General features: G+C 45.1%; 17 protein-coding genes and 1 pseudogene. 5 read left to right on the top strand and 13 right to left on the bottom strand.

Annotation, left to right across the window (positions count from 1 at the left end):
- Nucleotides 1-4: 4 nt before the first annotated feature.
- From GLO7428_RS02365 to GLO7428_RS02380, 4 genes are all read right to left on the bottom strand, one after another.
- Nucleotides 5-877: an ABC transporter substrate-binding protein gene (locus GLO7428_RS02365; RefSeq protein WP_015186956.1), complete on the bottom strand. Its 873-nt coding sequence runs from the start codon at nucleotides 875-877 to the stop codon at nucleotides 5-7.
- A complete protein-coding gene (locus GLO7428_RS02370) occupies nucleotides 861-1,259 on the bottom strand; it encodes an STAS/SEC14 domain-containing protein (RefSeq protein WP_015186957.1) in 399 nt (132 codons plus the stop codon). Before GLO7428_RS02370 ends, GLO7428_RS02365 begins: the two co-directional genes overlap by 17 nt.
- Before the next feature lie 237 nt (nucleotides 1,260-1,496).
- Entirely contained in the window at nucleotides 1,497-2,081 is a 585-nt protein-coding gene (locus tag GLO7428_RS02375) for a protein-S-isoprenylcysteine O-methyltransferase (RefSeq protein WP_015186958.1), read from the bottom strand.
- Nucleotides 2,082-2,093: 12 nt separating this feature from the next.
- On the bottom strand, nucleotides 2,094-3,875 hold the full coding sequence (locus GLO7428_RS02380; protein WP_015186959.1) for an ABC transporter ATP-binding protein: 1,782 nt from the start codon (nucleotides 3,873-3,875) through the stop codon (nucleotides 2,094-2,096).
- 277 nt (nucleotides 3,876-4,152) lie between these two features.
- Here GLO7428_RS02380 and GLO7428_RS02385 point away from each other — a divergent pair, with 277 nt between their 5' ends.
- Together GLO7428_RS02385 and GLO7428_RS02390 are read left to right on the top strand one after the other, a co-directional pair.
- Nucleotides 4,153-5,136: an AraC family transcriptional regulator gene (locus tag GLO7428_RS02385; protein WP_015186960.1), complete on the top strand. Its 984-nt coding sequence runs from the start codon at nucleotides 4,153-4,155 to the stop codon at nucleotides 5,134-5,136.
- Nucleotides 5,137-5,449: 313 nt separating this feature from the next.
- A complete protein-coding gene (locus GLO7428_RS02390; RefSeq protein ID WP_015186961.1) occupies nucleotides 5,450-5,671 on the top strand; it encodes a hypothetical protein in 222 nt (73 codons plus the stop codon).
- Between the two features lie 188 nt (nucleotides 5,672-5,859).
- Here GLO7428_RS02390 and GLO7428_RS29630 read toward each other — a convergent pair.
- Nucleotides 5,860-6,947, bottom strand: a pseudogene (locus GLO7428_RS29630) (ISAs1 family transposase).
- Between the two features lie 276 nt (nucleotides 6,948-7,223).
- Here GLO7428_RS29630 and GLO7428_RS02410 point away from each other — a divergent pair.
- Both GLO7428_RS02410 and GLO7428_RS02415 read left to right on the top strand, forming a co-directional pair.
- Nucleotides 7,224-9,869, top strand: a complete 2,646-nt coding sequence (locus GLO7428_RS02410; RefSeq protein WP_015186963.1) for a TonB-dependent siderophore receptor — start codon at nucleotides 7,224-7,226, stop codon at nucleotides 9,867-9,869.
- Between the two features lie 176 nt (nucleotides 9,870-10,045).
- A complete protein-coding gene (locus GLO7428_RS02415) occupies nucleotides 10,046-10,903 on the top strand; it encodes an iron-siderophore ABC transporter substrate-binding protein (protein ID WP_231295538.1) in 858 nt (285 codons plus the stop codon).
- A 234-nt stretch (nucleotides 10,904-11,137) separates the two neighbouring features.
- Here GLO7428_RS02415 and GLO7428_RS02420 read toward each other — a convergent pair whose 3' ends face one another.
- From GLO7428_RS02420 to GLO7428_RS02440, 5 genes are all read right to left on the bottom strand, one after another.
- Nucleotides 11,138-11,506, bottom strand: coding sequence for a DUF5615 family PIN-like protein (locus GLO7428_RS02420; protein ID WP_015186965.1), 369 nt, complete (start codon nucleotides 11,504-11,506; stop codon nucleotides 11,138-11,140).
- Nucleotides 11,503-11,730, bottom strand: a complete 228-nt coding sequence (locus GLO7428_RS02425) for a DUF433 domain-containing protein (RefSeq protein ID WP_015186966.1) — start codon at nucleotides 11,728-11,730, stop codon at nucleotides 11,503-11,505. The genes GLO7428_RS02420 and GLO7428_RS02425 overlap by 4 nt, the downstream gene beginning before the upstream one ends.
- 114 nt (nucleotides 11,731-11,844) lie before the next feature.
- Nucleotides 11,845-12,675, bottom strand: coding sequence for a DUF4351 domain-containing protein (locus tag GLO7428_RS02430; protein ID WP_015186967.1), 831 nt, complete (start codon nucleotides 12,673-12,675; stop codon nucleotides 11,845-11,847).
- A gap of 300 nt (nucleotides 12,676-12,975) precedes the next feature.
- A complete protein-coding gene (gene murQ / locus GLO7428_RS02435) occupies nucleotides 12,976-13,893 on the bottom strand; it encodes an N-acetylmuramic acid 6-phosphate etherase (RefSeq protein ID WP_015186968.1) in 918 nt (305 codons plus the stop codon).
- Nucleotides 13,894-13,930: 37 nt separating this feature from the next.
- A complete protein-coding gene (locus GLO7428_RS02440) occupies nucleotides 13,931-14,287 on the bottom strand; it encodes a DUF3110 domain-containing protein (RefSeq protein WP_051038489.1) in 357 nt (118 codons plus the stop codon).
- Between the two features lie 193 nt (nucleotides 14,288-14,480).
- Between GLO7428_RS02440 and GLO7428_RS02445 the strand changes: the two genes are divergently transcribed.
- Nucleotides 14,481-19,709 (top strand): translocation/assembly module TamB, encoded by a 5,229-nt coding sequence (locus GLO7428_RS02445; RefSeq protein ID WP_015186970.1) that lies wholly within the window; start codon nucleotides 14,481-14,483, stop codon nucleotides 19,707-19,709.
- A 91-nt stretch (nucleotides 19,710-19,800) separates the two neighbouring features.
- On the opposite strand, the gene GLO7428_RS02450 is transcribed toward GLO7428_RS02445, so the two are convergent.
- From GLO7428_RS02450 to GLO7428_RS02460, 3 genes are all read right to left on the bottom strand, one after another.
- On the bottom strand, nucleotides 19,801-20,697 hold the full coding sequence (locus GLO7428_RS02450; RefSeq protein WP_015186971.1) for a carbohydrate ABC transporter permease: 897 nt from the start codon (nucleotides 20,695-20,697) through the stop codon (nucleotides 19,801-19,803).
- 131 nt (nucleotides 20,698-20,828) lie between these two features.
- Entirely contained in the window at nucleotides 20,829-21,710 is an 882-nt protein-coding gene (locus GLO7428_RS02455; RefSeq protein WP_015186972.1) for a fructosamine kinase family protein, read from the bottom strand.
- A complete protein-coding gene (locus GLO7428_RS02460) occupies nucleotides 21,707-22,981 on the bottom strand; it encodes a pitrilysin family protein (RefSeq protein WP_015186973.1) in 1,275 nt (424 codons plus the stop codon). Before GLO7428_RS02460 ends, GLO7428_RS02455 begins: the two co-directional genes overlap by 4 nt.
- Between the last annotated feature and the right edge of the window lie 4 nt (nucleotides 22,982-22,985).

Genomic DNA, 22,985 nt, shown 5'->3' on the forward strand with positions numbered 1-22,985 from the left:
GGCTTTATCTTAAATTTGGATAAATTTTGGGTAACAGTTGATCGAGGATCAGGCGCAGCATTCGAGTACCTGTACCACTGTGCCAATACTGATCGACTTCGTAGACTTGGTGGTTTTGTACTGCTTGCAGTTGTTGCCACAACGCATGATTTGTTAGCTGTTGCGAAAGTGGAACCTTGGAAGGTGAATAAGTTTGCACAAAGATAATATCGGGGTTGACTGCTAAGATGTCCCGCAGCGAGAACGTCATTAACCCTGGTTCTCCACGATGGTTTTGTGGTTGATGCCACGGGTAATGCGTGAGTTGTTGCAAAATGCTACCAAGTGTGCATCGATCTGTCTCAACTAGGAATTTACCCATCCAACGATTTAGACTCGAACCGCCCATCATCAATACTGTTTTGCGAGGTGTCGTGATGGAATTACGATAGATGTCGAGACACTGTTCAAACTGGGCGATCGCAATTTCTGCGGCATCAGTGCGATCGCATAAATCCCCTACATCTCGCAATCGTTGCAGCGTAACTTCATAGCCTGTTTTATTCATCAAATACACAGGTGCAATGTTATTCAACCAAGGTTTATAAAATCGATGCGGAAACGCCCATCCGAGAATTAAATCTGGTTGTAGTGCTTTGATGCGATTGATTTGGGGAAACATCCACGAACCGACTGATGCAATCTGCTGCGCCTGATCGCCGTAAAATTCAGGTCGATTTGCGATTCCTTTAGTTAGATAGCCTACAGGCTGTAACCCTAATTCAAATAAAATATCTAAACCTGTTGCTGTTAAACTCACAACCCGCTTGGCAGGTTTTAACAGAGTGAGCAATGTTCCTGTATCATCAATAACCTGTGAATTACTGGATTGTTGCATAACTACTTTGTTGTTCTAACCACGCGATCGCTTCTTCAACTGACACAAAGACATCGCAAGGACATCCCATCATTTTGGTTCCGATGAGTTTTGTCATTGGTTTATAAAGGGCAAACACTGTTGATGTTGTCACGGTTGCATACCCAAAACAAAATTTGGTCAGTTGCGGTTTGTTGTGCTTAATCCATTTACCAATTGTTGAATTGACGCCTTTTTCTCGATTTTTACTATTGTCTTCATGGGCGATCGCAAGAATTGCAAAGGGTTCTTTCTGGGTAATAAGTTGTTCTAACTTGGAGATGTATTGGTTGGCGTCGTCCATTGTCATGCGACCTTCGTAGGTAAAGGTAATGATGGGAATTTTTTCGGTGATGGTTAACATAGGGGAAAATGATTTGAGTGAAGATTTTTTAACGAACCGCAGAGACGCAGAGAACACAGAGATAAGAGTTGGAGAGGGATTTTCAAGTATGTGGGCGTAACTAAATATCACACACAATATCTGTCGGGTAATAGGGAATAGACGGTAAGAGATATTCTGCTTGACCAATTACCAATTACCAATTACCAGTTACCGATTACCAATTACCAGTTACCAACCTTTATGAAGTTCAAACGCCTAAAAGAGATAGGGTATTAATCGCTTGGTTTTGTGCATATATTCTTGATACTGAGCGCCGAATTGATCGAGCATCATTTGTTCTTCGTTGCGAACTCGGACGATGTATAAAATGCCAAAGCCGATGATTCCTGATAATCCTGCAATCCAGTTGGGTAATAATAGTGCTTGAGCAATGCTCCACAGCCAAACTGACGCATACATCGGATGGCGAATTTTTTGATAAATACCGCTGACGATCAGTGTGTGTGCTTCGCGTATTTGTAAGGTTGGCGACCAGTTTTTACCTAAGTCGTGATGCGATCGCCAAAATAGCCACATTGCGATCGCAAATGTCACAACGCCCAAGCCATTAGCCCAAATTGATAGGTGATAGTTAGCAATATCAAGCCAGGGAGTAAAAACGTATACGAGTGGCAAAGCAACCATCCCTAAAAACACCAAAAACAGCAATCCGTTTTCTTGAGGAGTTTTGCGATTATCGATGATGGTGTTTTGTTGAGTTTCGCGCTGGTAAGGAATGCGGATAATTGTACTTGCCGCTAGCCCAATCAGGAAGGCGATTTTGAGGATTTGCGTGTCCATATTTTTACCTCACTACTGCATTTCAACTAAGGCTTGTCTCACTTTCAATTCCCAATTTTGTGCCTGATGATGACGCAACCAGAGTCGTGCGTAAACACCATTTTTAGCAAGTAATTCGTCATGTTTGCCGCATTCGACTAATTGTCCTTGATCTAATACGGCAATCTGATCGGCACTCATAATCGTTGCCAAGCGATGTGCGACAACGATCAAGGTTTTGCCCTGTGTCAGAGAGGCGATCGCTTTTTGAATCAACGCTTCATTTTCTGGATCGGCAAAGGCAGTAGCTTCATCTAATACCACAATTGGATTATCTTGGAGAATCGCACGGGCGATCGTAATGCGCTGGCGCTGTCCGCCTGAAAGTCGAGTTCCTCGTTCGCCAGCAATGGTATTGTAGCCGTTAGGTAAAGTGAGAATAAACTCGTGGGCTTGTGCCGCAGAAGCTGCTGCAACTATTTCTTCATCGGTCGCGTTTGGTTTCCCTAATTTGATATTGTTGCGGATCGTGTCGTGCAATAAAAAGGTATCTTGAAAGACAAATGAAACCCAAGACATCAAAGTATCAGAGGTCATTTCCCGCACATCTACACCGCCAATCTCAATTGAGCCACGATCAACATCCCAGAAGCGAGGAATGAGTCGTGCTAAGGTTGTTTTGCCTGCACCTGAAGGACCTACTAATGCGGTTACGGTTCCGGCTGGCATATCAAGCGACACATCTTGTAATGCTGGACGACCATCACTGTAGGAGAAAGTCACATTGCGTAGCGCAATTGAGGAATTGGCAGGCTGTTGAGAATGTTCAGGTTGCGGTAGTATAGGTTCTGCTAGTACTGCCCCAATCCGCAATGCTCCGGCATTCGCTTGATTGATGAAATAGGAGAGTGTGAAAATGGGCTTGAATGCTCCACATAATCGCGGGGCGAGTAATAGAAATACCAACAGGCGCGGGAATGATAAGGTTCCCTGCATCATGAACCATGCTCCCACCGCAGATACAACTAACAGTGTCGGTAATGGTTCAAATAGCAATGTTCCGAATCGACCGGAAGTTTGTGTTTTTTCATTCCACTCGCGCAGCTTTTGCGTAAAAGCATCGAGTGAATTTTGAAATCGAGCAAAGGAACTACTACCATCGTCAAAAGTGCGAACGACTTGCATTCCTTGCACGAACTCAATGATGACGCTATTGATCTGTTCGTTGGCACAATCGTAAGCATCCCGTTGTTCGGCATAATCGCGTAACGCCAGCCGAATAAAAATCATGCCTACCGGAAGTACCGCTAATGTCACCAATCCTAATCGCCAATCGGCAACAAACATCGCAATTAATGACAGGAGTGGAATTGTGTAGGCTTGCCCAAATAAGGGCGTGCTATCGGCGACAAAGGCATGAAGTGATTTGACATCATCTTGCACAATTTTCTTGATTGCACCTGAGCCGGTTGTAATGATATAGCCAAGGGGAACTTGAGCAAGGTGTGTAGTCAGTGCTGTTCTTAAGATGACTTCAAGTTTAAATGCCGCGATATGGGAAACATGAAATGCAAAAACTCTGGCAGTAAAAGCGATCACTACCATTCCTAAGGCGACTGCAATCCATTGCCAAATTTGAATAGGTGATGACTCAGATACTAGCGCGGCTGCAATCGGCGGAATTGCTAGCAATGAACCGATTCCAGCAATTGAACTTAGTGCTGCTAGCGCGATCGCACCTATAATCCTACCTTTGACTGGAGCCATAATATCCCAGATTCTGGTAGGTGGTTGAGTATATGCTTGATGGGTCATGACTTTAGAGGAAGTGCAAAGTATAAACGTTTAAAGTTTCATCTAATGAGAATACTTATCAATAAATTGAACGCATTATAGCGAAAATAAACTTTGTTTGCTTTGATTAAATAAATCTTTAAGGTTTTGTTATAACTCGGTAGTCACGAGTTTTTAAGTATTGGCAATGAAAATTGGTAACTGGTAATTGGACGGAACATTTATTACCCATTACCACAAATATAAAAATTAATGTGATAATTTACTAATAATAATTAATCTCAGTAAACCTATCGCGATGACAATTTCTATGTCCGAGCAAGCTGCTGATGATTTGTATCAAGAGATGCTTGCTCATGCAAAATATCCAGACCCCAGAGATGACCTGGATCTGTTGCTGCATCAACCGTCGTGGTTGTCTGAAGGCTACGTTCGGGAAATTGTATTGCGAGAAGGGCTAGAACTGAAAATCGATAATTTTCAGTTGTGCGATCGCTGGGAAGTTACATTACCAGAAGAAGAGGGACAGTTGTGTTTTCATTTCCATTTGTCAGGACAGCATCTTGATGCTTTTACGGAAGTGACTAACTTAGAATATGCGCTCTATGGTAGTGGTCTATCTCCCAAGCAAACTATCGTTGGTCCGTGCGAATACCATAGCTTAGAAGTCATAATCTGGATGCAACCAGAGGTTTTAGTGTCGTTCATAGGCAAGGGTGGCGAACTGCCAACTGAGTTGCAGCACTTGATTCGCCAACCAAATCAACAATACTACACCCGCGTGGGGACAATCTCGCCGGCAATGCAGCGTATTCTGTGGCAAATTATCCGCTGTTCGTATCAGGGGTTGCATAAACGGATGTATTTAGAAGGAAAAGTGCTAGAAGTGGCGGCGTTGGTGTTGGAGGAAGAGCAAGCAGTGCAACAAGGGCGGCGATCGCAAAACAATCTAAAACCCGATTATGTCGATCGCATCTATCGCGCCCGCGAAATTTTGAAGCAAAATCTACATCAACCGCCTTCGTTAATGGCATTGGCGCGACAAGTTGGCTTGAATGATTATTCACTCAAACGCGGGTTTCGTCAGGTGTTTGGCAAAACAGTATTTAGCTATCTCCACGATTATCGCATGGAACAAGCAAGCCAACTGTTGATGTCTGGTGACATGCGAGTCACTGAAGTAATGCAAGCGGTGGGGTTTGGCGATCGCAAGTATTTTGCAGCAGCTTTTCGCAAGAAGTTTGGCGTGAGTCCCAGAGATTATTTAAAAATCAAGTTTTGAATTTGAATTATTCTATAACTTGCGACCAATCCTCAAATACTAAATAAAGTAGCAATTAAATACTACTTGCTCCTGATAAAATTGAATTACCAAATTCAATTTACTGATATCTTGCACTAATTTCGTCTATTACCCACTTTCCCACCCTGCACTATAAAGTGCGGGCTAACAGCCAAAGCCTGATTCATCAGACTTAATCAGTCTTTCAGCCCACTTTGAGTGGGCTTGAGCTATTAGCCTGGTAATTAATTACCAGGCGGGCTGTCGGGTTAACTGAGAATGCTGCAAGATCTCAGATTTACAAACTACGATTATGACTGAGCTACTGACAGAGGCTTTTAATAAAGCACAAAATTTACCTCCTCATCTACAAGATGAACTTGCAGAACAGTTAATTGAAGATATTGAAAATGAACTTAACTGGCAGCAATCTTTATCTCACCCAGAACATAGCCAATTAGAGGAGTTAGCAACAAAAGCGTTAAATGATTCTATTAATGGTAGGACAAAACAAATGGGTTTTGATGAGCTATGAAGTCAGAATTGACCATAGAGTTCATCGAATATTTTGCTGAGTTACCAGAAAGAGTTAAGAAAACAGCAAGAAAAAATTATCAACTATGGAAGCAAAATCCATCTCACCCTAGTTTGGAGTTCAAAAAGCTGAATACAAAACAACCTGCAAGACCCCTCCCAACCTCCCCTTTCTAAGGCAGGGCTGTTTCATTGTAGAGAGAGAAAGACCTGCTCAAACTGGTTGGCAAGCTGGCGTTTCGCTGAGGCAATGGAATGAAAGCCCAAGCGTCTTGCCAAGGTGATGAAAAAGGTCCGCACGATTGACCAGTTGGCAGCAGCGCGCTTATCGAGGTAGGGTGCATCATCTTCACCCAGCGAGACATCCTTGATCCAATGCAAGCGATTCTCAATCCCCCAGTGCCCCTGCACCAGTTGAGCAAAGCCGTGCGCACAGGTGATCAAACTACTGATGTAATACTGCCGCTCGCAAAAGGGCTGCTGCGCTCGGGTGCCCGAGCGTTCGACGACAATCAGCGACGCGAGTCCGCTCCAGTGCGATTGGAGCGCTTGCGACGGGCGATAGACCTGAACCCGACGATGCACGGTGCGACCATGACTGTGCTGTGTGTAGTCGTAGCAACTCCAGGGGTGACCCTGCTGCCAAGCTTGCTCAATCGCCTGGTACAGGTACGGTTGGTTCGCCTTGGCGCACACCAGATAGTCATCTCCCCGCTCGATGATTTGCGCTAAGGTTTTTTTTGACAGTGCAGTGCGTCCATCGTGACCACGACCCCATCAAGTGCCAGCGTTTTGAGCAACTGCTGCACCACGGTTTGTTCACTGGTGTTGTGATTGTCCATCGCCTGCATCTGATAGACAAAGCCGCACTCGTGGCTGAAGAGCGAAACCACACTGACAAACGCTTGAGTGTTTTGGTGGCAGTCGCTGACCGTACTTTTGATGCTTTTGCCGTCAATGGCAACAACCGCAGCCGGATCGAGCGGGACAAACTGCTTTGCCCACTGCGAAAACACCGCCGCAAACTCAGCAAAATCAAGCTGCATCATCACCCGCCGCAGGGTGGAATAGGAGGGAAATTCCACTTCATCACTCAATCCGAGTCGCGCTCGCAGGGCATCGCCATAGTGCTTGATGAACTCAGACAAAGGACGATAGCCCCAGTAGCCGAGCATCGTTCCCATCAGAATAATCAGCAGCACCAGCGAGAGCGGGTGACGTTTGCCTCGCGGGGCGCGGGGGTCAGCAACAGTGTTCAGCAATGCCAGCAGTTCCATGTCGAGCTTGCCATGTGGTCAACCTCACTCTAATTTTTCTCCATGCACTTTGAAACAGCCCTGCCCTTTCTAAGGGGAGGTGCCGCAGGCGGTGGGGTTGATCTGTAGTATTTATTTGTCGAATTGGTATTACTTGAAAAATTGTAGAAGTAAAGTAGAAATTAAAAAAAATCCCTCTAACCCTCAAATAAAATCCGTCTAGCCCCTCATAATGGCTTTTCAAGCATGGCATCACCCTGATATTTCTTGATAAAGATTTTCAAAAGGTGTGAGAGGATGAGGGGTCGATTGCAATTGGCATTGATGGTAATGGCGCTGTCGGTTTTGATGGCTTCCACCGCACAGGCAGAGGGAGTAAAATCCAGCGTTCCCACTTTGCAAGGGGGAATTGAGGAGGGTAATCCACAACGAAGCGATCGCAACCAGTCTGTTACTACTACAAAAATTCAAAGACTCAACGAAATTGAGTTACCAGCAACGAGCGTCAAAGATTTATTTTCGCAATCCTCAACTCCTAATACTTCATCTCCCATCCAAATTACAGCAGTAAGAGCAGTCCCCACTCCTCAAGGTGTAGAGGTGGTTTTAGAAACTCCTTTTGGCGAACAACTGCAAGTGACAAATCGCAGTAGTGACAATAACTATATTGCAGATATTCCGAATGCACAATTGCGTTTACCCAGTGGCGATGCTTTTACATTTCGTTCGGAAAAACCCGTTGATGGTGTTACGGAAATAACAGTCACAAATTTTGATGCAAATACTCTACGAGTAACAGTCACAGGAGAAACCGCGTTACCCACAGTTGAGTTGTTTGATAGTGATACGGGTTTAATTGTTGGGGTAGTCACTGCAACATCCCCCACGCCGCCGACAAGTGAAACACCGCAGGAGGATGACTCAATTGCGATCGTAGTGACAGGTGAGCAAGATGGATATTGGGTGCCGGATGCTTCGACTGCAACAAGGACGCATACGCCGCTGCGCGATATTCCGCAGTCAATTACGGTTGTGCCACAACAAGTTTTAGAAGATCGCAACGTGAGAAGCGTAACCGAGGCTGTCGAAACTGTTCCTGGTGTTGTTGAAGGTTTTAGTCTTTCGGGTGTGCCTGGAGTAGGCGCTAGTATCATCAGAGGCTTTCAGCAAGGTACTTCCGATGGTGGTGGTTCAACCCTACGCAACGGCTTCCGTGACCTTGGTTTTTGGGGCTTATCTGCAATTGGCACAGTCGAGCAGGTAGAAGTTCTTAGAGGTCCTGCTTCAGTGTTATTCGGAGGGCTAGAGCCAGGTGGGGTCATCAATGTGATTACCCGACAACCCCTGAGCGAACCCTATTATAATGTGGCGCTTGAAGTAGGAAACTATGGCTTTTTTCAGCCCAGCATTGATTTCTCAGGTCCTCTAACTGATGATGATACTGTGCTGTATCGCTTCATTGCTGCCTATCAGAGTGCAGAGAGTTTTCAAGACTTTGTTAATACCGACCTGTTTTCAATTGCACCCACAATTACACTAAATTTGGGCGATCAAACGGCGATAAACCTATACTACGAATATCTCGAAACCTTAGTAGATAGTACTGAACTACCTGGTAGACTTTCCGACGGCAGCACCATTTTCCCCAGAGACTTCTATCCTGGCTATCCCCAGTTCAATTCTCTTGAGGCAACAACTCAAAGGTATGGCTATACACTACGTCATGAATTCAGCGATAGTTTGCAGTTGCGTCATGCATTTGCTGCCAACAATTCAGACTTTGACACTCAAGAGAGTAGTGGAACAGAACTGGCAGACCATCGGTTTCTGGTGATAGGGAATAACTCTATTAATGATTTCAGTTGGAACAGCTACTTTGCTCAGATTGATTTACTTGGGGAATTTAACACAGGATCAATTGAACATCAAATTCTTGTCGGATTTGATTACAGCAATGTTGCCAACGCTCAAAATTTTGGTTTTCCTACCAATCCTCCTCCCAATCTAGATATTTCTGATCCAGATTACGATAATGACGATATTCCAGAACCTATCTACGATCGTGGAGAAAATCAAGACACAATTGAATCCTATGGTGTCTATGTTCAAGATCAAATTGCTCTTCTAGACAACTTCAATCTATTGATTGGTGGTCGTTTTGACTGGATCTCATCAATAGGTGAAGGAGATTTTAGACCTGGTCGAACAAGTGACAACAGCGCATTTAGCCCCAGAATTGGATTGGTGTATCAGCCTAGTGATATCGTTGCGCTCTATGCCAGCTACAGCCGATCATTCCAACCTCCTCCTGTATTCGGTTTATTCAATGAAGGTGGTGGAGGTGAACCCTTTGAGCCGACTAGAGGCACTCAATATGAAGTAGGAGTAAAAACGGATTGGCTAGATGGAAGACTTTCAGCAACATTAGCAGCCTACGAAATTACCAGAACAAACGTAGTTACGCCTGATCCCGATCCGGTTTTGGCTGCGCGAGGTTTTTCCGTTCAGGTTGGCGAACAGCGAAGCCGAGGGATTGAATTAGACGTTACGGGCGAGATTTTGCCGGGATGGAATATGATTGTTTCCTATGCCTACACCGATGCAGAAGTTACGGAAGATAACTCGATTCCGGAAGGCAATCAATTGACAGGTGTACCAGAGAATCAAGCGAGCCTCTGGACAACCTACACAATTCAGGAGGGTGATCTAGAAGGTTTAGGATTTGGACTAGGTTTATTCTATGTCAGCGATCGACAAGCGAATTTGCAGAACTCATTCACATTAGGAGATTACTTCCGCACTGATGCAGCGCTTTACTACCGCCGAGATCGGTTCAATGCAGCAATTAATATCCGTAATCTATTTGATGTAGAGTATTTCGATGCTGGGTTATTCCGAGCCGATCCTCTTACCGTTACTGGCTCTATTAGTTGGACGTTTTAACCTACGGCTGCGGCTGAAAGTTGATTGTTTTAATGAAAACTAGCACTACTCAAAAAATTTTGTTCCTGCTTCTCCTAACCGCTCTTACGGTTGTCACACTTACCGCCTGCAATAGTCTGTGGCTCAAGCGAAGCCAAAGGTTAACTGCTGTACAATCGCCCGTAAACACTCAAATTGTGAGCAGTGCTTTCGGTCAAGTTGAAGTTCCCCTTCATCCCCAGCGCGTTGTTGCACTAGATGGCAGTGGCATTCTTGGTTCCCTGCTTGCATTAGGCATAAAGCCAGTCGGGTATGCACCCTGTCGCGACTGTATTGGTGAGGATGCACTAAGCGAATTGGTTGCTGATGTTCCCGTTATTGGTGATATTGGGCAGCCTTCTCTAGAAAAAATTCTCAGCCTTAAACCTGATCTGATTTTGGCGCATAAATGGCAGAGTCAAAGTTATCCACTCCTCTCATCGATCGCGCCTACAGTTGCAATCAATCCTAGTGATGAAGCAGACTTCAAAAAAGAGCTAAAGTTCCTTGCTCAAATACTACACAGAAGTGAACAAGCTGAGGAAATTATAGCTAAGTACAACGATCGAATTCAAAAATTCCGAGAGGAGCTAGGAGCAAATCTAGAGAACAAAACCGTATCAATTCTTCACCTTTACGGCTCACGAATGACCGCTTACGGTCCGAGTGCTACTACTTACGGGCAGGTTATGAATGATGCAGGCTTGCAGTTCATACAAGCTTATAAAGACCTTAAAAATGGCTACCTAGATAATATAAGCAGTGAAACTTTACCTGAATGGGATGCTGACTTTCTATTTCTTGTTATCGTCTACAAGGAACATAAAGATCTAATGTCATTACAGTTTCTAGAACAACCTATTTGGTCAACGTTAAAAGCTGTCCAAAATAAACAAGTATACGCAGTGGATTGGGCAAGTGCTGGAGGTCCGATCGGAGCAAATCGCATCATTGATGACCTCTACCAATATTTTGCTGATACGTCAGTACAAGATAGTAAAACTAAACCAAGGTAATGAATTGGCGAGTAGAAAATTTTGAGAAGAAGGCGATCGCATTTCTGATAAATTGTGCTAATGAGCGATTGGGGTTTATTAATGGGGCGATTGGGCTTCGCACACACTCCGCGATCGCATTTGTGATAAATGTAACTAGTGAGCGATCGCATTGCTGATAAATTGAGCTAGTAATCAATTGGGGTTTATAAATAGGACAATAGTTTATTTCACATCATAGGCGATCGCACAATCTTACTCTCGAATCCGAATTCGATTCACCTCTACGATCAACAACTTGCCTTGATAATGTTCTGCATCATTATGAATAGACAAATAATTTAACAAGCCTGGCATCAATCGCGGAATAATTTCAGGATGATTCCGAAGTTGAATTGAAACAATACCGCTATAATTGGCTGGAGGATACGTCACAATGTCACCGAAATCCTCATTCAGTGATACTAAAATTGCCGCCAATTCTTGGGCTTTAGCAATCACTATTTCATCAGGCGACTCAATCGGAAGATAGTCTTTTAAAATCAATACTCTGTGACCACCTTCCCGCAGAAATTGACCAATCGAAACAGGAACGCATTGGTCGATGAAAAATATCAAGCTCACGAGGCAATAATTTCAAAGCTTGCTAAATCGCGAGCATAATCGAGACAAGCTAAAATCTGCTCCCGTCTTAAGTCTGGAAACTCTTGCAAAATTTGCTCATGGGTACTGCCCGCCGCTAAATAACCCAGAATCAAGCTAACCGGAATCCGAGTTCCTTTAACTCTCGGCTTGCCCCGTAGCACATCCGAATCAGTCACAATATATTCCCGCCAGTTGATAGGCATAACTAATCTTTATTCAATGCAAAGAATGAATATACAACTATTATAATTTAAGGGCGATTGTGCGACACATACTCTGCGCTCGCAGTTCTAATAAATTGAGTTATTGAGCGATCGCTAACGGTTCTCGGCTAACCAAGCGTCAATATCTGTAATGCTCTGAAAGTCTAGCAAGGCTTCAGCCAGATTTTCTAATTGTTCTAACGACAAAGATTCGATTTGAGTTCGCAGATCTTGCGGTAACTCTCCTACACGCCGATTCAGTTGACGCAGTACAAGCGATCGCCCTTCCACTTCCCGTCCTTGTTGCTCACCCTCAGCCAAGATTTCTTGGTAAATTACTGACTCGCGCATCATCCCCTCCCGAAATATTCGTTGTATCAACTCCTTGTTGTATTTTAACCCCGCTAAGATTTGCGTATAAGCGGAAATTTCTGAACGTTGTTCAACTTCTTCCAGTTGATTGACTCGTTGTACAACTTGCTGTAATAAACTTTGCGGTTGCGTTGTTGCGGTTAAAGATGCAAATGGTAACAATGCGGGATTGTCTAGAAATTGTGCAGCATCTTCCTCCCACAGTCTCAGCACGCGATATTCATGACGAGTCGTTTCTACGTTGAAGGAATTTTCAATGATTGTCTCTGGTGCGCTTGGGAGTAATAATACTACTACTTGCGTAATCGGAAGGCGATATAACCAATACAACCTTACCCAATAATCGAGCATTCGCAACGGTAGCGGTGGAGTTGATGCAATTACAGTTTGAAATTCCAAGTGAAGAATGCGCCCTTGTACCTGCAAAAATGTCACGTAATCCGCGCGAATTGGTTCAATGCTTAATTCAGTTTTGAGGGCTTTAACTTCAGTTTGTGGTGTACCTAACACCCAACTAGCAAAGACGGCAGGATATTTTTCAGATAGGAGTTTGCATAAGTTATCAAACGACATTAAAACTTGATGGCAATTCAACTAACTCTTGTAAGAGAATATTACTATAAGTTGAAAAAAGTTAATGATGACGCACAATTAAAGCTACTAAAAAATGAAGAGGAAAAATGTAATTGATAAGTCTACGTTTCGCTAAATGTAGTTAGTCGATCGCATTGAGAATTCTGGGAGAAGCGATTGTGCGACACACACTCCGCGATCGCATTTCTAAATAAATTGAGTTATTGAGCGATCGCAAATAAAGATCGGTCATAACAGCATTGCGCCATGAATTAATTGGTTGCAGATCGAGAGAAATGACTAGACACCTTTATAGCTAGAAACAGCAGCGCGAAGATTGCCATTGTGTTGAGCTAGAAGTTTATCGCCTTCTTCTTTGGTAACGCCTGTCCAATGCATGAGCAACGCTAGCTTTACCCAATTTCCACTTTGCTCTAGTAGTGTAGCCGCAGCAGCGCGGTCGAGACCTGTGAGATCGTGCAAAATCCGAATGGCGCGATCGCGTAGCTTGGTATTAGTAACAGCAACATCTACCATGCGATTACCGTAAACTTTTCCTAGCTGCACCATCACCCCAGTCGAAAGCATATTCAAGGCTAACTTCGTTGCAGTGCCTGCTTTGAGGCGCGTTGAACCTGCTAAAATTTCGGGTCCTACCAACAGGCGAATATCAACATCAACGTCAGCAGCAACTTGTTCTACAGGTACACAGGCGATAAAAATTGTCGTTGCGCCGCGTTCGCGTGCGGCTTGTAAAGCACCGTGGACGTAGGGAGTTGTGCCACCGGCTGTAATCCCGACGACAACATCGAGTTGCGTAATGTGACGCTGGGCGATTGCATTGTATCCGTCCTCGGCTTTGTCTTCTAAATCTTCGGAACTGCGTACCAAAGCACCAGCCCCACCCGCAATAATTCCTTGAACGAGTTCAGGAGAAGTACAAAACGTCGGCGGACACTCTGCCGCGTCTAACACGCCTAATCTGCCACTTGTGCCCGCACCAATATAAAATAAGCGACCTCCGTGATGCAAGGCTTGGGCGGTATGATCAATTGCCGCAGCGAGTTCATGTTTTGTCGCCGCGACAGCCGCGATCGCGTTTTGATCTTCCTGATTAAAAAGTTCGACAAACTCTAAGGAACTCAACTGATCCAAGTTTCGACTATTAGTATTGACCTGTTCTGTCAATAAATGACCGCGCCCCTCTGCTTGAATCATGCTGTTTGCTCCTGCTTTTGAGATCGTATGCTTTGTATTACAGTAGTCCTTCCAATTTACGCCGAATAGCGTCTAAGTCTGGATCAGGTTCTTCAGATTGAGTCTCTAGCTGCCAGTCAGTCTCCTTGACATTAGTTTCGGGAGGAAGCGCTAACCCGCCTTCAGGAATCAGTTCCCAATCATAATCAGCGCTTTCGCAAAATTCCTTGATTTCCTCAGCGTCCATGGCTTCAACCGTCGGCGAGGGGAAGTCTTGGGCTTCTAGCATCAGCGCGAAGCGAGTCGCGTCATCTTCGGCTTCAAACATCAAAACGCGATTGCGATCGCCGACTCGAATCGTATGAATACCTTCGTTCTCGGTGCGGGCATTAAATAACAACACAAAAACACGCATGGGAGTAATCATTGATCCCCTCCTTCTTTATGGATTATGGTACAGTTACAAATTTCAGCAATCATTTGTAACAGAAACGGTAACTACAATTGCATAATTTACTAGCTACTTGATACTGATATCGGTATTTTATAAGTGTGCCATTTGTCCTTCGCGTCATCAGTAGCCTTCAAGTGACAACCCATAAACTTCAATGAAGAATCCTCCTGATCTCGATAACCAAACCGAACAACGTTCCGAGCGATCGCGATCGTTATTAAGTTATCGCACTGGAATCGCCATCGGTGCTCCTTTATTGTTGGGACTTGTAGCAGGTGGTTGGTGGTTGTGGACTTTCGTCAACGAGCAGTTAGCACCACTTGTAGAACGCAATTTAACACAAACGCTCAATCGACCGGTGCAATTAGGAAGGGTAGAAAGTTTTTCCCCAACGAGTTTACGCTTTGGTGCTTCAGCAATTCCCGCAACTGCGACCGATCCAGACCGCGCTGCTGTAACTGCCGTAGATGTGACTTTTAACCCATTACAACTATTAATTACTCGCACATTAAGACTCGATGTTACGTTAGTCAATCCTGATGTTTATCTAGAGCAAGATGCGGAGGGACGCTGGATTTCTACCACTTTAGCAGCCGAAGAAGGAACAGGACCAATTAGTACTGAACTCGATCGCATTCGCTTTCGTAATGCTAATGTCGTCCTCGTACCAGATCCTGAGGCAAGAAACGAACCGATTGCGAACAAAACAACGAAAGCATCGGTTACAGTTAGCCAGGGTAATGGATTTGCGCAATTTTTAGATAATAACGAATTAATTCGCTACAACATCAGTGGCAATTTAGCAACTGAGGGGAATATTGAAATTCAAGGTGAATCGCAGCTTAGCACCGAACGCACCAATTTACAAATTCAAGCGCAAAATGTCCTTGCTTCAGAAGTTACGCGCTTGATTGATTTGCCGATCGATCTGCAAGGTGGACGCGTTGACGGTAACTTAAACGTGCAATTGCGACAAGCACAAGAACCCGCGCTATTTGGTACTGCACAGCTAAGAAAAGTCACCGCACAAGTTGAGCAACTGCCGCAGGCGTTTAATAATTCGAGTGGCACACTTGGTTTTCAGGGTACGCAAATTTGGCTCGATAACGTTCAAACGAGTTACGGTAGTATTCCTGCGATCGCTAACGGCGTACTCGATACCGAAGCAGGTTTTAATATTGCGGCAAGAGTGCCAACGGTTAGTTTTGCGAATGCCCAAAAAACCTTAGAATTAGATCTGCCTGTACCCGTCGCAGGCGAAGCAAGAGCGGAAGTTCAACTTAGCGGACCTATCCAAAAGCCGACACTATCAGGTAGCGTCAGGACGACGAAGCAAGCGCGAATTGACCGAGTTGATTTTAAAAAATTGAGTGCGCGATTTGCATTTGCGCCGACAGAATCGGTGATTGCATTTAAAGACATTCAAGCTGTACCTACTGTGGGCGGTCAAATTACTGGCGGTGGTACTTTACGGATTGGAGACACGCCAGGATTAGGATTTAATCTCGATGCGCGGAATATTCCTGGCGATGCGATCGCGCGGCTTTATGGTGCTGCACCGGATTTTCAAATTGGGACGATTCAAGCACGCGCTAATGTTGTCGGTTCGCCAACGCAACCGCAAACAATTGTCAATTGGCAAGCGGCCAACGCAACGTATCCGGCACGCGGTCAAATCTTAATTGCTAATGCACAAAACTTGCTATTTCGCAATACCACTGTTGATTTTGCAGGTGGTACGCTGCGCGCCGCCGGACAGTTAACGAATAATCAATGGCAAGCTACTGTACAAGCATCAGGCGTTGAGTTAGGGCGTGTGGCAGAAGTTCCACCAGCCCTGCAAGCGCCGATTAGTGGCACATTTAATGTTGCGGGTACTACCGCATCGTTTCAGCCAGACCAAATTCAGGCGACAGGTTCAGGACGTTTAAATGTTGCGGGTGGAACTGTTACCGCCTCAAATATTCAACTCGCACAAGGTCGCTGGCAAGCGCAAGTTCAAGCATCGGGCGTTCAACTTGGTTCTTTGGTTCCCCAAGTGCCACCGCAGTTTCAAGGCGCGCTGACAGGAACGTTTAATCTAGCTGGGGCAACAACGGCGTTTCAACCAGAAACAATTGTCGGTACCGGTTCAGGACGTTTAAATGTTGCGGGTGGGACAGTGACTGCCGCGAATATTCAACTCGCACAAGGTCGCTGGCAAGCGCAAGTTAATGCTTCACAAGTAGAACTCGCGCGGTTTTCGGAACAACTGCAAGGTCAGTTAAATGGTCAGTTGCGCGTCGCAGGTACTGTAGACTCGTTTGATTTAGCCGATGTGCGCGCGGTTGGAAATTTACGCTTTTCCCAAGGAATTGGACCTGTACAGCAACCGCTAACAGCAACGATTGGGTGGGTTGGCGATCGCATCATTGTCGAACAAGCTACCGCACCGAATTTAAACGCCAACGGACTGATTTTAGTACAAACAGCATCGGGTGTCCCCGAAGTCACCGAGTTAGATCTCAATGTCCAAGCACAAAATTACAGTTTACAAGATTTACCTTTTGAGTTACCCGCAGCTGGGAATCTTGCCGGAAGTGCAGATTTTACAGGTAACATCACGGGAACTTTAACCGCGCCGAATGTTGTCGGTGCGTTGCAACTGCAAAACTTGGCAGTGAATGATTTAGCCTTTGCCCCACAGTTAACAGGGAATGTTCAGCTAACAGCAACTGATGGGTTACAGTTAGATGTTTCTGGCGGTGAAGATCAAATTACGTTGAATTTAGATGCACAGAATCGTCCGGTTTCTTTTCTAGTACGGCGCGATGCCGCAGTTGCTAGAGGGCGTAGTGTCGGCGAAAATCTGTTAGTCAATATCGAGAATTTTCCCTTGGCGGCGCTGGAGTTAACACCTGATTTACCGATATTAGGTAATGCGCCGATCTCAGGACAACTTACGGGCGATCTCACGGTAAATCCGACAACATTTGCGGTTGCGGGAAATATTGCGATCGCTGATCCTGCAATTGGAACGCTGACAGGAAATCAATTTGTTGGACAAGTTAACTTTGCTGATGGTACAGGAACGCTTACCGGAGGCGAGTTTATTCAAGGAGATGGTCGCTATGCGTTTTCAGGAAGTGTAACGCAAACTCCAAGTGGACCTGAATTTGAGGCGCAAGTAAATGTTGCAAATGGTCAAGTACAAAGCGTGTTAACAGCACTGCGGTTCTTTAATTTAGAAGATTTCCAACGCGGGTTAGAAGCACCAACGTATGCTGGTGCTAGCACGCTGAATACAACGCCTGTCGGAATACCCGATGCACCATTATTAACTCAAATCCGCCGTTATTCAGAAATCACAACGCTTTTGCAACAACAGCGCCAACAGCGTCAAGATGCGTCGCCATTACCTGCACTCGCCGATTTTCAAGGAACATTTGGTGGCACGGTTGCGGTGAGTGGTTCTTTGCAAGCTGGTGTCACGGCTAATTTTGATTTGCAAGGTCAGAATTGGCAATGGGGTGATTACAATGCGGATCAAGTGATTGCTCAAGGTAACTTTGAAGACGGTGTTTTGACACTCCTTCCTCTACGAATTCAATCGGATGAGTCGCTACTTGCTTTTACAGGGCAAATTGGCGGTACAGAACAATCGGGTCAATTACAGGTAACGAATTTTCCGATCAACACGCTAACGGATTTTGTCGATTTGCCTATCGATGTGACTGGGCAATTGAATGGTTCAGCAACTTTAGCTGGAACAGTAGAAAATCCGCAAGCGATCGGAGAATTAGAACTCAGCGCCGGAACCTTGAATAATAGACCTGTCGAATCAGCAACGGCAAGCTTTAGCTATGCAAATGCGCGATTTAACATTGGTAGTAATATCGTTGTCACTGGACCTGAGCCAATCGTCATTACTGGTAGCATACCTCTAGAGTTACCTTTCGCCTCAGTCACGCCTGATAGCGACCAAATTAGTTTAGATATTAACGTCCAAAACGAAGGTTTGGCATTACTTAATTTATTAACAGATGCTGTTGCCTGGGAATCAGGACAAGGACAAGTACAATTACAAGTACGCGGGACAACGCAAGAACCTGTTGCCACAGGAATTGCAACGATTAATGATGCCACAATTACAGCCCAGGCTTTGCCTGAACCTTTAACCGATGTTACAGGAACAATCAACTTCAATCTTGACCGCATCCAAGTTGATAGCATTCAAGGTAATTTCTCGCGCGGTAATGTTGTCGCGCAAGGTGTGATTCCCATCTTTAGTAGTTTTTCACCCGCCGATCCAGACTTTGCCAATCCGCTGACTGTCAACCTCAATCAGCTAACGCTCAATCTTGACGGGTTATATCGTGGTGGTGCTAGCGGAAATGTGATTGTGACGGGAAGTGTCCTCAACCCAGTAATTGGCGGGCAAGTTGAACTCGCCCAAGGTGCAATATCTATTCCAGAAGAAAACGGAAATGGTTCGACACCAGGTACGACAACACCTACTAGCGCTTCGGTGCCAAACTTTGCTGCTAATCAAGAGGGAACTACAAATTTTGAGTTGAATAACTTACAACTAACACTAGGCAACGGAGTAGAAGTAACTCGTCCACCGATTATCAATCTAGAGGCAACAGGTTCACTGAATGTGAGTGGTACACTCAACGATCTGCGCCCAAATGGTATGATTCGGTTACGTCGTGGTGGCGTGAATTTATTTACGACTCAGTTTGTTTTGGCGCGAGGTTACGAACATACAGCCACGTTTAAACCGAATCAAGGACTCGACCCCGAATTGGATATTCGTTTAGTGACGCGAGTCCCAGAAGTCACGCGCACTAGAGTTGCGACTTCACCCTTATCGGGTGATATTACACAACCGCTGGCAACTGACTTAGGTGGTTTTGAAACGGTGCGCGTACAGGCTGAGGTTCAAGGTCCTGCGAGTCAACTTTTTGATAATTTAGAACTGACGAGCAATCCTTCACGCAGTCAGTCAGAAATTGTGGCTTTACTCGGTGGTAGTTTTATTGATACTTTAGGACGCGGGGATAGTGTTCTAGGGCTTGCTAACTTGGCAGGGACAGCTTTACTAGGTAACTTCCAAGGTGCGGTAACGAATATTGGTAATGCTTTTGGTTTATCCGAGTTGCGTTTATTTCCGACAGTTGGTACAGAATCTGGGGGGAGAACTTCGGCACTCGAATTAGCCGCAGAAGCAGGTATTGATGTCTCGCGCAATCTCTCGGTTTCTGTCTTGCGAGTTTTGACATCGGATGACCCAACGCGTATCGGTTTGAACTACCGACTAAACGATCAATTTCGCGTCCGTGCTGCGACAGATATTACAGGAGAAACGCGGGCAATTTTGGAATATGAAAATCGATTTTGAATGATAGGTGTTGGTAATAAAAAGTTGAGCAATATTTTTACCCATTACCAGTTACTAATGACCAATATTTTCATTTACTTACTTAGTAGTTTTAGACGCGTTGATTTGTCAACTTCAGATTTATAATGGACAGACCTAAAATACCTAAAAACAAAACTAACCCAATCGTACAAGCATAACTCATTTCTAGGTTGCGGAAGGCTTGCTCATAAAGATAATAAACAATCGTCTTCGAGCTATTGCGTGGTCCGCCTTGCGTCATGATATAAACTTCTTCAAACACCTTTGTCGCAGAAATCGCCGAAATTACGGCTACTAACACAATATAAGGTCTCATCAACGGTACTGTAATATCCCAGTGTTTGCGAATGCCATCGGAACCTTCGATCGCAGCAGCTTCGTATAAGTCGGCGGGAATCGCTTGCAGCCCAGCAAGATAAATCACCATATAATAACCTAATCCTTTCCATACAGTGACTGCCATCACGCTAAACAGCGCCCACTGCGGACTTGTTAACCAGGGAATACCTTTTTCTGATAAACCAATTTGCCGAATAATCTGGTTGAGTAAACCATTACCATCATAAATCCATCGCCAGGCAATTCCAGCAACAACCATTGAAATGACAACCGGAGTGTAATAGGCTGCCCTAAACCAGTGCATTCCGCGTAGTTTTTGATTGACTAAAATTGCGAGTGCTAAGGGGGCGATCGCTAAAACTGGAACAACGCAAACTAGATAAAGTAGCGTATTTCCTAAAGTCTGCCAAAAAACAGCATCAGTCCACAGTCGTTGGAAGTTCTCCCAACCAATCCATTGTGGCGGTTGCGTCAGATCGTATTCGTAGCGCGTAAAGCTGAGGTAAAACGCTTGCAGTGCCGGCCAAAATACAGTTAAACCCAAGATCAGCAGGGCTGGTAACAAAAACAAGTAGGGAGTCAGCTTGTGTTGAATTGTCCCCCAGCGGGCTAATACTGATTTTTGCATAAGGGTTTACAGCAAGGATCAGGGGTCAGGGGTCAGAAAGACGGATTATGAGGAGTTTAATCGTGTCCTTACCATATCGACCACTGCTATATATTACCTCTAGTTAAGCAAATAGAATATCACAGTTTGATTTATCGACTTAAAATTTGGGCAATCATGCGGTTAGCTTGCGCGCTGTAGCTACCACCGAAGAGATTGTAATGATTCAAGATGTGATAGAGATTGTATATAATTTTGCGGGTTTCGTAGCCTTGCTCCAACGGAAAAATCGCGTTGTAACCGTGATAGAAAGCAGCAGGAAAACCACCAAATAATTCGGTCATGGCGATATCAACTTCGCGATCGCCGATATAAGTCGCAGGGTCAAAAATAACGGGTTCGCCTGTCGTTGTACACGCGGCGTTACCTCCCCATAAATCGCCGTGAACGAGCGACGGTTGCGGTTGATGCGCTAGTAAATCTGGAATCGCGGCTAATAATGCTTGCTGCTGCGGGAAATGTCCGCCGCGGCGATTGGCTAATTTGAACTGGTATCCCAAGCGGTGTTTAGCGAAAAATTCTGCCCAATCGGTTGTCCAATCGTTGATTTGGGGTGTGGAACCAATCGTATTATTTCTATCCCAACCAAAGGCAGCTTGGTTAGTGCTTGACATGGTGTCAAATTTATGCATAGCAGCAAGCTTTCGCCCCATTTCTTCCCATGCCGAGTTGTTGCCTCGACCAAGTTCGATCCACTCTAAAACGAGATAACAAGCGTTTGCGACGGTTCCCCAACAAATGGCCTGCGGAACTCGAATTGTTGCTGTCGCAAACATCTGTTGCAATCCCAGGGCTTCTGCTTCAAACATGGCGACTTGGGAAGGGGAATTGAGCTTCACAAAGTAAGTTTCCGTCTCGCTACTGATAGCGTAGCCTTGGTTGATACAGCCGCCACCTACTGCACGCGTTCGATTGACAGTAAACGCTTTTCCCGTTACTTTGCTGATATGCTGGGCAATTTCTGACCAATTCATGCTGGTTTGAGAATAACAACACCGTAAGCATTTGGCGATAAATGCTGTTGCGCAGCAATTAGTATATCAGTAGCATCTACGCTCTGGATTTTAGCTGGGTAATCAAAAGCTGGTTCGAGATCGCCAAGCATCGAGTGATAGTAGCCATAGAGACTGGCGCGATCGCTGGGTGTTTCGTTGCCAAAAATAAAGCGATTTGCGACTTGCGTACGAATGCGCGCGATTTCTGATTCTTGTACGGGTTGCGTTTGAATTGATTGAATATGTTGGGCGATCGCCGCTTCCACAACTGGAATATTTTCCACAGGTAACGCCGCAGAGATATAAAAGGTTCCTTGAAGTTGTTGTGTCATGTTACTCACAGAAATCTGCGAGACTAAACTTTTTTCTTCACGTAGTTCCCGTACTAGCCGCGACGTACGTCCATGACCTAAAATCGCAGCGACAACATCCAAAGCATAAGTTTGTTCGATTTGCATCAATCCTGGAACGCGCCACACCATCACAAGGCGTGCTTGCTGCAAACTTTCATCAACATATTCTTGACGGACAATTTCTGTAAAAGGTGACTCACAAGTCATCGGAGGATGAGATGCGTGCGGTGTGAGGCGGGAAGTATTCACTTGGAATCCCTCACTGACAATTTCTATAAGTTCTTCTGCGGGTAAATTGCCGACAGCAACAGCCGTTATCGATTGTGGTTGATACCAGGTGCAATGAAAATCGCGCATCTGCTGCGGTGTGAGGCGGGAAATCACCTCAGCCGAACCGATCACGGGGCGACGATACGGTAAGCGCTCAAATGCAGTTTCCATCGCGCGTTGAAATGTGCGGCGGCGGGGATTATCATCCGAACGACGAATTTCTTCTAAAACGACCAAGCGTTCGCGCTCGAAGCCATCATCAGGAATTGTACAATTAAGTACGACATCGATTTGTAGTGGTGCTAGCTGCGCAAAATCTTTTGGTGCTGTTGTAATGTAGTAATGCGTATAATCTTGACTTGTTGCTGCATTTGTGACCGCACCCCGTTCTTCGATCAGCCGCTCAAATTCACCACTACATAGACGCTGTGTACCTTTAAATACCATATGCTCTAAGAAATGCGCCATACCATTGATCGCGTCTGCTTCCACAGCAGAACCAACGTTAACCCACAAGCTAAGATTAACGGCTTCGATCGGCATTTGCTCGGCGATGATGGTTAGACCGTTGGGTAATCGATGTAGAGTCGGGGCGTTTAGCCTTGGTGTCAATACAGTGGATGTCATTTGT

It is taken from the genome of Gloeocapsa sp. PCC 7428, assembly GCF_000317555.1.
In the GTDB taxonomy this organism is placed as follows: Bacteria; Cyanobacteriota; Cyanobacteriia; order Cyanobacteriales; family Chroococcidiopsidaceae; genus Chroogloeocystis.